Raw genomic sequence first — 13,088 nt, 5'->3', positions numbered from 1 at the left:
GGCGAATCCCAGTACAAAATCAAATCCAGAGGGAACAGACTAGGGTCTCCGGATTTCAATAGGGGAATATGGGATCGTGGTGGACCCGTTGAGTAGGGATGGCATCTCAGCCAACCCTCCCACAGAACTACACATACTACTTTCGCATTATGTGGCTCCTTAGGGTCCTATAGGATTTTGCCCATTCAGAACCCCCAGTCTGGTGTTGCGTTCTTTGTACCTTCCTCTACTGTGTTCTATACGGGTTTCGATTCCATGTTGCCTGGTCCAACTTGCGATCGTCTCTTTATCGCAGATTGTGTGTCCAGTTAGACCCATCGGGCCTAATTCACGATCATCTCCTTGCTTCGGATTGTACGTTGGCTGGTCCAGGTGGGGCAATATCCTGTTGGGGGTGTGAACCAAATTTTGAGAACAAGTGTCCTGAGCGGTATTTGTCGGATCGTTCCTTTTCGCGGTAGCGCCATATATGTTTAACATAATAAAGACATTATAAATGAAATTATTATTTATTTAACTCATTCTCGCCATTATTTCCCCCCTCTATTCATTATCCCCCCACATACTAACGGCTTCGGGTGGTATCAACTTGTTGATAACCACGCGAGGCAGTTGACTGCGTCTGAGAATGGATGGTAGAGATGGTGGGATGCACGGTAGAGAAGACACAGGGACGAAACAATCCCTTGAACCGTTCTCCGGTATTCCCAAATGGGTTTTCCCATGGGTATTGTTGTAGCCGCTTACACCCCGCGAGCGCGGGAGATTGTGACATCGGTTGATGAATTTGGAGGCAGTGGGAAAGGGATGATCACGAGCCTAAGGGAACGAACAAGTTATGAATGATAAATATAGGAGTTACTATATAAAAAATGGGGATTGATCCTGTTCCGCACCCCCACTGGGAAGATGTTGAACTATTGGACCGTGGTGGACCAAAAACCGGGGGTTGAACCGCTAAGAGGAATAGACTTGGACGAAGGAAGTCGTACGACATTGAGAGTGTCACGTATGTTTCTAAAGAGAGGCCCAAGCCGCGAAGGCCGGGTCTACTCGTCAGGGTGCCCAAGTGTTCGTATCTGTGAAGGACTCACCCGAAATGATGGTTCTACTCGCTGTTCGATAAATGCTTAACTCAATTTCGCAGGCATTTGATTACACTGACGGGAAGCTAGTGCCAAGATCTGTCTTGGGATTCTTATCCTCAATTTTTTGAAAACCCAGTCCCAGTTGGTTTCCACTATCGTTCCCCTACGGGGCACTAGCTACTTTTCTCCCTCTCATTTCAAGAAAGGTTGTGGTTATTTCCTTATGTTGAGCAGGATACTCCTCAGAATGACACCCCTTGCCTTCGTACTGGTCCTCATTCTCACATCTCTTGTCGACATCCAGGTTACGGCTGAACCTGAGCAGGGGGGATTGTCTGGGACGATCACATCCCTACTACCTATGGGTGGGGATGAATCAGAAACGAATTGGCTAGACCAATTTTCTATATCCAGTCGTTGCAAGAAGGCATTGTTCATAGGCATGATATTTGGCGCATCCATTGGATTTTTGGTTCGTGGTTGGTGGGGTATCCTTGTAGGGGCCGCTATCGGCGTAGTTGTGAGTGCCATAATAAGATGCTTGATTATTGATACATTGTGTCCAGATTGGTTTTTTATATCCGATAGATGCAAGGACGGATTGTTACAGGGCACTATGCTTGGTGCTCTTGTAGGGGTTGTGTCCTTTAGTCGTGATATGAGGGGTATTTTTGTTGGGACTTTCATTGGGGTAGTTGCAAGCATCATGGTGGAATGCTTTGTTTTTGATATACTGTGGCCAGATCAATTCCCTATATCTGATCATTGTAAAAACATGTTGTTGTCAGGTGTTACAATTGGCTCTATATCTGGGGCCGGTGTTGGTAAACCCGGTGGTCGTGGGGGTATTCTTATAGGCGCTCTTGCGGGGGCTGTCATGGGTATGATCGTGGGTATAGTCTTTTGCTTTGTTAGTGACATGCTTTTTGGGGCGTGATTTTTGGTCTGTTTCGATGGGGGAGTTATTGGCATATCTTCCTGGCAGTATCCCGTTGGGGGTGTGAATTTCTGAACAGGGTTTTTGGGGGGGATTTCCCCCCCCATTCTGAGTGTTTCCTCCATGGATTACTATATAAAATACATTTATTATATTAAAATAGGAAACGTATATTTTGGTTTTCTAACTTTGTCCTCTTTTTTTTATCCTTCTGTTATACTATTCCGAGGGTGGCTAACGAAAGGGGTATACATTTTTATTTAAATAAAGTTTATATAGTATTTTATTATACCATTCTATTTTTATTCATATTGATTGTTTCTTTACATATGCAATATGAATTTATATGTCAAGAATGTTGCTCTCTCCGGCCCCACAGTTGGCGTAAGCGAATTGGGGGCCTTTTTCCCATGAAACTAAATAGTACTAATTTTCAGTTATGGAAAATGCAAAAAATCCCTCTTGAGGTATCTCCCCGAGTTGATCGCTGTGTCCATTATTGTAAAATATATGTAATATAATAAATTTTTAATTATTACCCCATACATACGATTACTCCTTTGTTATAATTTGAAAAAATATATCTATGAAAATAAGGGAGTAGATATAGATGTCCTATTCCATAGATGATATAAGTAATTTTCCAGATCTTCATGGGAAATTAGAAAGAAAAAAGAGAAGAGAACAGGTAAGGAAAAAGGGATCTCCGGATTTTAATGGGTAAGGGGCGGAAAGGTCCTAATTTTTAAATATTTTTTTATGTAATTTTTGTTATTTGATACGTATATATCACATGGCCTAACGTTTGTCTTACCCATTCTGTATTTCATTTTTAAATATATTTATTCTAAATGGGATGTGATATTTCAAGCAAATCCTCTACAAAAAAACATGGTATTAATTACACTTATTTTACAAATATATTCATAAAATAATTTATGTATGATATAAACATGCGCCGATCTGAGCTATGGGAGGGCTGATCGTCTCCAGGTCGTAAAAACTAAGAGATAATGGCGATGGAGCAAAAAAGGGGGCCAGCTCATCGGATTGGTTCTAGAAAGATCAAAACTATGTGGGGTGAGGAAAGTCGTAGGACGCGAGAGGATTCAGTTCTGTAAGGGGCCCGGTTAAAATACTAGATCTACCTCGATAGGGAGTTTATGAAAAAAATTTATTTTAGTAAAAATATTTTATTGTTTTTCCACCACAGGTAATCCTATATATTTATGGATTTCAAATTGTAATAACTATGTAAAATTTACATTTATTTTATAAATAATAAAATTAGGAAAAAGAAATTAATCTAGGACTACCTGTGGTGGCATTCGTTCACTATTTTATGAAACCTTATGCTTCCTCCTACCTCGTTTACAAAGATGCCGATTGCATCGTACAAACAAGAGGTTTACGTAATTTTGATGGTTCTTGATGCCATAGCTTTGGCGCGATATGGCCTTGATTGCACAATTTTTCCCTTCTACAAAACCGTTGTCGATTCTATGAAGGTGATCGTTAGCTGTATACTCCTCACTTTCATTCCAAGACAGGCTTTTTGCTGTGTTCTGAATCTCCTTGTATTTGGATCTCAGTCCCTCCTCTATGAATTCATGGAGGGCATCACGAGATGTTTGAACATCGGGAAAGGGTTGATCGTACCATATCCCAATTTTTTCCACATACTCGTAAGCCTTCCCAAGGTGGGACCAGTGGGCTATATTCTTCAAAATTCCCTCGAGAAAAGCCCTCTTTTGTTCATCCAACCCTTCTCTGTACCGAACGGATAAGGAGGATCTCACTGATTTCTTTATTTTCGATAGATGGTGCTTATCCCGTAAAATGTTTGTGTTAATTAGGATGAGATCATTGTATAAACTCCAAAGTTTTCTTCTATGTAATTCTCAAGAATCCCCTTCTTTGTATGAGGATCGCACAACGATAATCTTACGATACTGTTCCATCAGTTCCTCTCTGTATCCCAGTATTTGTAAAAGTACTAGCTTATTCTCGTAGGTAAGACGTTTTTTATCATCGTCCTCCACCACATCTCTGAATAGCCGGTCTATAGCCGCTGTGAATTTCCTATTACCCAAGGTTTGTCGTAAGGGGGGATGGAGGGCATGATCCCTTATATTTTGAATGATATGGAAGCGATCGAAGACAGGGGTTGCCGTTTTAAATACCTTCTGCACGATATTTTTGTAGGCTGGAGCGCGATCCGTGGACACCGCCTCTATCCTTGATGTCAACGCAAGCAACCTAGGATAATGATCCTCTAGACCCTCTTCTACTTCTTTTTGACTCCTGCCCTCGATAACAGCCAATACAGCCCTTGAATCCTGATCATGGATGGTTGTGAAGTACCTCTCTGCCCCTTACGGGTTGATACATCATCCATACCAATACGTATAGGCCCATTCCGTGATTCTGCATCCTCTAGGGCTCGATTCTCCAATTCCTCTTTCCTATTAGGCAAATGTGTTTTAAAGTAATGCTTAGTCAAAGCACCGTCCCTTGGCACACAATAATGGTCTGCAGCTTGAGCTGCTGTAGAAATTTCTGCTGTATATCCAAACTCATCCTCGAATTCCTTCGTGTGTTTTTTCCTTCGTCCGATGATGGAATCAACGCGGGAGATTTTTCTCTTGCAATACTTACATTTCCACCGTTGCGGTTCCAGTTTTGACTCCTGGATCCATGGACCGCATCTTGGATGAAGAAAGGTTCGGGCGCTACCAAAACCTATTTTGACGAACTTTTGCCCTCTTTCTCGGGATTTTTTACAGGAACACTGGGTTTCGGGTGAGGTTTTTTTGACCACTGATTTGAGTACAGATCGGATGGTTCTCATACCTTCATACTCCGATTCTATTTCCTCCAGGCTTATCAGTTCCACTTCATTGGTTAGAGGGGGCGTGGTACATTAGGATCAATCCCCTTATCTTTTTTGGTTATCATGAGTGTCCCTCCTACAGAAATATCTAGCATATCCATAGTAGGGTATTCCCATACAAATTTCAACGTTGTGTCTATACACTATTCATTTTTCCCGAAAAGTACAATAAAAACTCCAGGTTCATATTTAGAATGGAACATATTCAATTTTAAATTCATTTATACTGGGCAAAACATTGCAGTATGGGTATGCTGATTCAATTCTCTCCGTTGTCTTTTTTATTATTAATTAAAGTACGGAGACCCTGAAAATTTTGGTTGGGATGTTAGATTTACTTGGCCATGTTAGTTGTTTGCTCCGATTTTGATTTTTCTTCTTATCCGGGGAGAGGGTGTTATTTATTATGACCCCAAGAAGGGCATTGTTTATAATGATGTTTGTTGTTTCTACTTTAGTAATTTCCTTCATACCTACTACAAGTATCCAGGCCACTATGATTGAATTGAATCATAACAGCGCATTGGGAATAATTACATCCATGTTTATGGATGGGGATGGATTGATTTGGTGGGGTCAATTCCCTGCACGCAAGTGTTTTATGCACGTGGTACTTACGAGTCTTGTAATTGGGATTATGAATGGGATTATATTTCCGGGTAATAATCTGCGCGCCCTCATCAAGAGAGGGTTACAGCACGACCACAATAACATTATAAAAGGTGCAGAGAGTTTACAGAGTGGGCAGCAGTCCATTGCAAATTACCATCGGGGGGACAAGGCTACCAATGCCCTTATAGAGGGAAAGAACTGTGCCACCAAGCTTGACTTTCGCCAACGTTTTGGGGTTCGGATTTGGAGGAACTATGAGAACCTTGCTATCGTATGCCGCAATAGCCACCTAGAAAACGATCAGGAGGTAAATTATCGGAATGTTTCATAATACTAATATAGTGTCTAAATAAACATAAAATAAAATAAAAATGCATTCAATAATTTTAGATACATAATAGAAAAAATCAAATACTTTTGTTTCTATTTATTTTATAAATTAATAGAGGCAGATGTTTTTCAGCATGGGCTCGTGTATAATAAACTGAATAAACAAAATAAACAAACCAATTATGGGGAAAAGTGGACCCCACCTAATTCATCCTTAAAATCCAGAGTAGAAAAAAACGCTCAAGGATATTCCGGGTTCGAAGTTTGGCCAAGAGCCCTATTTTACCCCTTTTGCATAGGCAAAATAAACCGGGATATCATCCATTTTTTCCCTGCAAATAGGAGTTGGTAGAGCGGTAAAGGTATCGTGGGTCATGAGCTTATATCTCCCCTTCTTCCATCCGAAGAAAGCGTTGTAAAATTAGGCCTGAAAACATAAAAAAAACACCCCTGGGGGAATGAATACCTCCCAAGGGAGGGCACGCAAAACGTCTTGTGGAACGTGCCCAAGGTTTCCAAAATAATTTACATGCCCGATCGGATGCAACCGGGGGTTCCTTTGCGTAGTTGACAAACCACATAATGGCAAGTTACGATTCCTCTGTAAGTAGATTTTTCCAGGAAGGGGATGAGACGAGTTTGTTCTTCAACAGGAACTTGTATCGAAAATTGTCGCCTGGGACAGGTGCTATCGCGCTGGTTGCTGCTATCCTTTTTCCTGTAGGGGGGGCGGCGTCGGCAAAAGCTATTGCATTTGGATCTTCACCATCTAGTGATCAAGAGCGTCGAGTAGGACCGAATATCCCTCAGAATATGGGCGATTACCCTACCAGGGAGGGGGTTGTTGAGCAGGCGTGTGACATGACTGCTTTTTGGGGGGCTTATTTCGAGGAAAATGAAATATCTCCCACGCAGTTACCTAGTTACGACCGGAACTTACACACAGAACGTGTGAATCGGTCCCTGGAGGCCATCCGGCAACTTGGAGCACATATATATTTGTGGAACAGGGATAGGGTCATCAGTGGGAAAGTGGAAGATGTTAAATTTTTTAGGGTTGATTTGAGGGACAGAGATCATGTCCCCGAGGGATTCAAGGAAATATTGGGTTTCCCCCTTCCTGGATTTTTTGTTTCCTACCCAATTCTCCATAAAGAAACGGGGGAGAATGTTGGGTCCATTATGAGGCTTTGGGCTGACGATGTGTCCACACCCACGATAGCTGTAACTTCGTACAATGGCAGAAAGTCCTTTTATTTCTTTGATGAAAACAATGTGGAATCTCTTCACCTTGATGAGAATAAAAATCTGTTGAATGACAAAGGCGAGATCATTCAGAGAGATTTAACTGAATATTCTGTTATAAATGGAATGGATGGGCGTAACAGAAACAAGCGTTTTGAGTTTGGGAGCTTGTGTCATAATTGCACTGCAATACTGGATATGGTTTCTGCACTTGGTAGTGGCGGCTGCGGCTGGGCGTGCTCTAGGGTAGGTATAGTGTGGGGACGTGTGCCTGTGGGTATGGCTCTTCTAGGTTTAGGCTGTTATGGAGCTTGTGAATATGTCAAGACTTATGGGTACGGTCATGCACACAGGCGTTTTTGTGGGGGGCTTTGCGATTAGCTTGGTTGAGTTTTTGTTGGAATTTGGTACTGAGTGAGGATGTCCTGTTCTTTAGGGAAGGTATCCTGTTGATAGAGGCCCCTGCAGTGATAAATTTAGCATTACAATAATGGATGGAGGGTCCTCTCTTTAAGGGAAGTAACCTCGAAGAACTCACACTCTATAAACAGTATGCTGCTGAGAAGGACCCTATCGTGTGTACTGTTTTATTTCTACAAGGTGAGATTGTATATTTGGTATAGAGTAAATCTATAGATCTGTGTCCTCCCCTCTTCTAGATTTCAGAAAATTATGGGGGAGTAGTTTTTATATCTTGGGTACTTGTTCTCTCAAATATGTTATTCCAATTTTACTATTTATGACGCATTTAGATAATTTTTATGTTAAAAATTTTCGGGTTTTTATTTTCCTCTTCTTACCAACGGATAGGATCATGAAGTACGGTTTTTTCTTAAAAATCACATTGTAATGGGAATCAGATAAGGTTTGGGGGAAATTCTCTCCCCTCGACTCCAGAGGAGATTGCTATGAAAAGAACATTTCTTTTTACCTTGTATTTTTTTCTGCCACATTTTTTATTATTTTTGCCTGTCATCATATGGATAGAGTCAGGTTTCTCCAATACAGGATATGCTTTATCTGGTTTTGCTCCGGTTCCGGGTTTCCTTTCTTTCTATATTGTCCTATTCATTCTTTCCGTTTTTTATCCTATCAGTACAGTAAGAATACCCAATAATAATGTTTTGTCAAAAAAAAGGAGAACTACAACCATAGTGATGGGGATTGTTATAGGCATGTGTCTTGGAGTGTTAAGGAGGATTATATATGAATACAACACGGGTTTTGCCTATTCCTTGGTCTTTTGGTCCCTTTTGTTTATTTTTTCCTTGTTAGTCATGATTGCAGTAGTAATGTGGAGAAAATGTTCACAGCCCTTAGGGGAGAATGGCCGGATTTTAGATCATTATTTGCTATCGTGGCATAAAGAATGGAGGAATAGTTCATCTTTTAATAATAATTGTAATTATCATAAAAAATATTTTCGCATTCCGTGGTTGGTATTGTACATCGCATCCACTTCTCTCATCTGTATGTACATGGGTGAGACATGGCCAGTAGTCCTGGGTTTTTTAGTAAGTTATGGGAGTCTGATGGCTTTAATCTGGCAATTGGGTTTTGGTTTGGGACCCTTTCATCCTTGGTATCCCTCCCGTTGGTGTAATTCTGCAATGATGAGTGTAGTTGTTTTGATTGTGTTTGGATATTGGCTTACTCACCAAACTCATTTGCTGTTTCTTCGGGAGTATCTCTGGAATCATTTTCCCTATCTTTTTCTAAGTCATCCACCAATTTTGAGTCAAGTGGCTGCATTTAGCCTCTTTTTTTACCTCTCATATTGCCAGCCCAATTTTACTTATACATGGACACAAGGTCATGGTAAGGGGAGGAATGTCGAGTAGGGTTGGCATTTCAGAGCCAACCCTACGGATCTTGGCCGTATATCGGACCTGGGGGTTTAGTCTCAGGAGTGAGGGTTGAACCATGGTTCGATAAACCGAATGTATCGTGGTAGGTTTCTGTATTTATATCTGCCTAGATTCGAATTCCCTCCCACCGTATTCCAATGTATTCTTGCGGGAACACAGTAAGACATACGCGTTATTTTTATAAAATTTAAGTTCTATATGTTATAATAGTTGGCAACTCACCCTCTACCAGGGAATAAGGGGTTGTCGAGATGAAAACAGAACTAGATTTCCCAAGGCCCCCCTTTTCGGATGAGGTGAACATCGTGGAAATAGAGAAATTAGAACCCGTAAAATCAGACAAAATGAGGATTCGTTATATCCTAAAGTCCATTGCCAACCGTCCATCCCCGGGAATCAGGTGTTCCTGTGAGGATTTGGGAAACCTGGGACAAGAATTTGTAAAGGCAGGATTAGACAAGGAACGAAAAATAAAACACGGCATTCTTGGCTTATGGGAAATTGAATCCGTTATGAACCCCCAACGATGGAAATGTACCTACTGCGAGAAAAAATTCAACCATGTGTATGTATTTGTAGGAAAGGGAAATAAATATGCAGATTTTTGTAGGAAAATGTTCTCGTCAACAGCAATTATATCTTCAGCGGCGAAAGCAGCAAGGTTATATGGAATACCGGTGAGAACAGGTTCCACCCTATTTTTTGATGAATTTCTTCCTAAAAAGAGAAAAGAGCTCGAGGAAAAGGCCATCAGGCAGGCCAGAGAACAGGGGCGTTGTTTGACTATCGGTATAGATGATACATCGACGAGGAGGGGTAAGAACTACGCAAGTTATATCTATGATATAAAACTTGGGTCCGTATTGGCTGTGGTAAAGGGGCGAAAATATGAGGAACTCATGGGCGATCAGAGGCAAAATCACCACCTATAGGAACTTGATCCGGCGGTTATTGCCATGGACCGAGCCCCGACCTATACCAAGTTTGCTCTATCGGAATTTCCCAATGCACTTATTGTGTTGGATCGCTTTCACATCATCAAGAATATAAGGGATCTTACCTTACACCCTCCTCTGAAAGTCACCCTTAGGGATAAGCGATTCGCCCCCACCATAAAGGAATTGTTCCTTGACCTACTATGGAACAATGATTGGGAGGAACTTTCCGATCAAGAGAGGAATATTCTTAATGAATTACTGGTGCCCCTGCCGAAAAAGAATATCAGACTTATTAGAATATTTTTATAAATTAAATTATATATTTAGAAAATGTTTATATTCTTAATCAATATAAAACAGTCTGTTTGGGTATTTCAGGCGTACATGCTTTGAGGTTGAAAGATATCCTTTTCTGGAGGAGCACTCCTGAAAATTTGGTATGATCAATTATTTTTTATTGAACCCCCAAGATCATCGAGGGATCATAGGAGCTGGTTTCTATCTCGCCTCTTTTGCGCACACCAAAGAAGCCGACATAAAGACGAATTTTATTTTTTATTTAAATTGTATTATATATTTAATTCTATTTAGTTATTGGTGATCTTATCCTCCTTTCCCTGATCTTCTTTTGAAGATAACGAACGACCTGGATCAAATTATAAGCCGAACCCTTTGCCATCATGGCCCGTGCCACCCTCATCTTACCGCGCACCTTCATTCTGGCAGCCTGAAAACGATTCTTTATAGAAGAACAAACCCCCTCCACGGCTGCACGACGATTACCCTCCTCTTTGTACCCCGGTTGCTCCATTTTGTCTCGTTGTTCTGCCGTTGAATAGGACTGATCCGTGGTGCGCAGGACCCTTCCTCCCCTCTTTAGGGTTTTGGCAGCGCATTGTTTGGCAAATTTACATCCCTCGCAGGTCCCCTCGTAGAAGTGGGCCACCATCTTACCCTTGCCCTTCTCCCCGGGTTGGTATGTGGAGGAATCGGGAGTTTTGCCACCAGGACATCGATCGATCCTTCCATTCTTCCCTCTCTTGAACCCGCTTACCCTTTTTTTACTGGGATTCTCCTTTCTTCCCATCGTATCGGTTGGGTGTATATCGATCGTACGTTCCTTAGCCGCTTCCCTTACTTCATGACAGTTGTATCCTCCGTCAAAATACAAGGTCTTATCGTCCCCTGGTGCATGGTTGGATATATAATCGATCCCAAAATCCTTATCGGAATGAAGTGCTCCTTGGGTATTGACATGGGTGATCATACTCAATTCTTTCCCCTCATCACGGGCCTCGACAAGGTTACAAACATACCCTCTACATAATTGCTTACCCTTGACACGACCTTGGGCATCTGGATCGAAGGGACTTTGCAGACTGCCTGATGGCAAAGTAGAGCGTACCATGAGTTTCTTTTGCCCTTCCTGTCCAACCTCCTCGGTTTGCTCCCCTATTACCCTTTGCAACAGTATATGGAGCTGGGGTGGATTGGAACTTCTTGTACGGGTTCCCAAAGTCTTTGAGGGCCAGACAAATTTCTAGTAGCGTTGCCCTCTGTTTCATCTTGTCCGTTGGGTGATCCGCTGGGGAGAGGAGGAAGGATCTATAAGAACGGGCCTGAGCTCCGTTCACATCGGCCACCCTACAATCGGGTTGCAAGAAGATTTCCCATTCGGAAGGAAGGGGGAAGGCAAGTCGGGCCATCGTATGGACTACAATCCTAATCACCGAGAAAATCAACATGTTGCGGCTCAGTTTCCTAATACAGCTGTTGATAAGGGTTGAATCCATCCGATAAAGACTAGGGTCCATACCCGCGATCTCCATCATAAATTGGGTGAAGTCGGAGTAGACTTGTTCCTTCACCTTATAGCCTGTAGTTTCCTCATAGATATTGAGGCGATTTCGACTCTCATATAGTGTTCTTTCGCCCATGAGTGGTTTACCTTTTGTACCACCCAATGCCTCAAAGAGAGGGCCTTCGCGTGGGATTTGATCGAACAGCATACGGTCGCTGCATCGTAAAACCTCCTTAATTATGTCTAAAATCAATGGTATGAGTATATGTGTGCATGGTCTGCCTTTGGTATTGTGGTAACCACTGTATCTTTCCCTGTATAAGGATGCATATTCGGTGAAAAACAGGCCGAGGAGGATATGAATGAACTCCACATCGGTAGGTTGATGGTGACCCACTATGGATAATATACGACTCTGCAAGGAAGTTTCCGTTTCCTCTGTTTCATAGTTATTGGGTATTGTGTTACAATGTTGGGAAGCCATCGATTCTCTCATCTCCTTATATTTTTTTCTGGGATAAGGAAGATTATACAACAAGGATCGATGGCTTTTCTATTGTATCTTGCCATGTTTTAACCAACAAGATTTAATTATCATGGGTTAATACATAATAATCTAAATAAACTGTCTATTATGAAATATCGTACTGTGCTTTTTCCTGAAAAGGTATTGAGTGAAAGGGTAGGTACAATCAAATAACACTACTATATTTATTAAATTTTATTATAGGTCGGGGAGGGAACCAAATTTTGGAAACCAACGTCCCGGGTGATACTTGTCGGATCGTTCCTTTTCGCGGTAGCGCCGTACTTACATTTCCACCGTTGCGGTTCTAGTTTTGACTCCTGAATCCATGGACCGCATCTTGGATGAAGAAAGGTTCGGGCGCTACCAAAACCTATTTTGACGAACTTTTGCCCTCTTTCTCGGGATTTTTTACAGGAACACTGGGTTTCGGGTGAGGGTTTTTCGATCACTGATTTGAGTACAGATCGGATGGTTCTCATACCTTCATACTCCGATTCTATTTCCTCCAGGCTTATCAGTTCCACTTCATTGGTTAGTGGGGGGCGTGGTACATTAGGATCAATCCCCTTATCTTTTTTGGTTATCATGAGTGTCCCTCCTACAGAAATATCTAGCATATCCATAGTAGGGTATCCCCATACAAATTTCAACGTTGTGTCTATACACTATTCATTTTTCCCGAAAAGTACAATAAAAACTCCAGGTTCATATTTAGAATGGAACATATTCAATTTTAAATTCATTTATACTGGGCAAAACATTGCAGTATGGGTATGCTGATTCAATTCTCTCCGTTGTCTTTTTTATTATTAATTAAAGTACGGAGACCCTGAAAATTTTGGCTGGG

14 protein-coding genes are annotated in these 13,088 nt (G+C 41.6%); 8 read left to right on the top strand and 6 right to left on the bottom strand.

Going from position 1 to position 13,088, the window contains the following annotated elements; all coding sequences use genetic code 11:
- The first annotated feature begins 177 nt into the window (after nucleotides 1-177).
- The 3 genes from PPRES148_RS12895 to PPRES148_RS04905 all read left to right on the top strand — a co-directional run bounded on the left by PPRES148_RS12895 (nucleotide 178) and on the right by PPRES148_RS04905 (nucleotide 2,025).
- Entirely contained in the window at nucleotides 178-312 is a 135-nt protein-coding gene (locus PPRES148_RS12895; RefSeq protein WP_281289925.1) for a hypothetical protein, read from the top strand.
- A gap of 411 nt (nucleotides 313-723) precedes the next feature.
- On the top strand, nucleotides 724-846 hold the full coding sequence (locus PPRES148_RS12890) for a hypothetical protein (RefSeq protein ID WP_281289924.1): 123 nt from the start codon (nucleotides 724-726) through the stop codon (nucleotides 844-846).
- Between the two features lie 465 nt (nucleotides 847-1,311).
- Nucleotides 1,312-2,025, top strand: a complete 714-nt coding sequence (locus tag PPRES148_RS04905) for a hypothetical protein (protein ID WP_149453504.1) — start codon at nucleotides 1,312-1,314, stop codon at nucleotides 2,023-2,025.
- A gap of 1,340 nt (nucleotides 2,026-3,365) precedes the next feature.
- Here the strand turns inward: PPRES148_RS04905 and PPRES148_RS04900 are convergent.
- The 3 genes from PPRES148_RS04900 to PPRES148_RS04890 all read right to left on the bottom strand — a co-directional run bounded on the left by PPRES148_RS04900 (nucleotide 3,366) and on the right by PPRES148_RS04890 (nucleotide 4,876).
- Nucleotides 3,366-3,836, bottom strand: coding sequence for a transposase (locus PPRES148_RS04900; RefSeq protein ID WP_281289973.1), 471 nt, complete (start codon nucleotides 3,834-3,836; stop codon nucleotides 3,366-3,368).
- Nucleotides 3,837-3,926: 90 nt separating this feature from the next.
- The gene (locus PPRES148_RS04895) at nucleotides 3,927-4,349 is read right to left on the bottom strand and encodes a transposase (protein ID WP_246142900.1); all 423 of its coding nucleotides are present in this window, start codon (nucleotides 4,347-4,349) and stop codon (nucleotides 3,927-3,929) included.
- Nucleotides 4,313-4,876 carry a hypothetical protein gene (locus PPRES148_RS04890; protein WP_149453501.1) on the bottom strand — a complete coding sequence of 188 codons (564 nt, stop codon included), beginning with the start codon at nucleotides 4,874-4,876 and terminating at the stop codon, nucleotides 4,313-4,315. Before PPRES148_RS04890 ends, PPRES148_RS04895 begins: the two co-directional genes overlap by 37 nt.
- Before the next feature lie 448 nt (nucleotides 4,877-5,324).
- On the opposite strand from PPRES148_RS04890, the gene PPRES148_RS04885 reads away from it, so the two are divergent.
- From PPRES148_RS04885 to PPRES148_RS13290, 5 genes are all read left to right on the top strand, one after another.
- On the top strand, nucleotides 5,325-5,861 hold the full coding sequence (locus PPRES148_RS04885; protein ID WP_149453500.1) for a hypothetical protein: 537 nt from the start codon (nucleotides 5,325-5,327) through the stop codon (nucleotides 5,859-5,861).
- A gap of 566 nt (nucleotides 5,862-6,427) precedes the next feature.
- Entirely contained in the window at nucleotides 6,428-7,486 is a 1,059-nt protein-coding gene (locus PPRES148_RS04880; RefSeq protein WP_149453499.1) for a hypothetical protein, read from the top strand.
- Between the two features lie 1,151 nt (nucleotides 7,487-8,637).
- On the top strand, nucleotides 8,638-8,946 hold the full coding sequence (locus PPRES148_RS04875; RefSeq protein ID WP_149453498.1) for a hypothetical protein: 309 nt from the start codon (nucleotides 8,638-8,640) through the stop codon (nucleotides 8,944-8,946).
- A gap of 278 nt (nucleotides 8,947-9,224) precedes the next feature.
- Nucleotides 9,225-9,905, top strand: a complete 681-nt coding sequence (locus PPRES148_RS04870) for a transposase (protein ID WP_149453497.1) — start codon at nucleotides 9,225-9,227, stop codon at nucleotides 9,903-9,905.
- 24 nt (nucleotides 9,906-9,929) lie between these two features.
- Nucleotides 9,930-10,220 (top strand): transposase, encoded by a 291-nt coding sequence (locus PPRES148_RS13290; RefSeq protein WP_149453496.1) that lies wholly within the window; start codon nucleotides 9,930-9,932, stop codon nucleotides 10,218-10,220.
- A gap of 274 nt (nucleotides 10,221-10,494) precedes the next feature.
- Here PPRES148_RS13290 and PPRES148_RS04860 read toward each other — a convergent pair whose 3' ends face one another.
- The 3 genes from PPRES148_RS04860 to PPRES148_RS04850 form a co-directional block, all read right to left on the bottom strand.
- Nucleotides 10,495-11,319: a transposase gene (locus tag PPRES148_RS04860; protein ID WP_149453495.1), complete on the bottom strand. Its 825-nt coding sequence runs from the start codon at nucleotides 11,317-11,319 to the stop codon at nucleotides 10,495-10,497.
- Nucleotides 11,243-12,196 (bottom strand): hypothetical protein, encoded by a 954-nt coding sequence (locus PPRES148_RS04855; RefSeq protein WP_149453494.1) that lies wholly within the window; start codon nucleotides 12,194-12,196, stop codon nucleotides 11,243-11,245. The genes PPRES148_RS04860 and PPRES148_RS04855 overlap by 77 nt, the downstream gene beginning before the upstream one ends.
- Before the next feature lie 230 nt (nucleotides 12,197-12,426).
- Nucleotides 12,427-12,828 carry a hypothetical protein gene (locus PPRES148_RS04850; protein WP_149453493.1) on the bottom strand — a complete coding sequence of 134 codons (402 nt, stop codon included), beginning with the start codon at nucleotides 12,826-12,828 and terminating at the stop codon, nucleotides 12,427-12,429.
- Nucleotides 12,829-13,088: the final 260 nt, after the last annotated feature.

Source organism: Pasteuria penetrans (genome assembly GCF_900538055.1).
In the GTDB taxonomy this organism is placed as follows: Bacteria; Bacillota; Bacilli; order Thermoactinomycetales; family Thermoactinomycetaceae; genus Pasteuria; species Pasteuria penetrans.
Note: the sequence above shows the minus strand (reverse complement) of the source record. Positions and strands in the feature narration are given on the sequence as shown.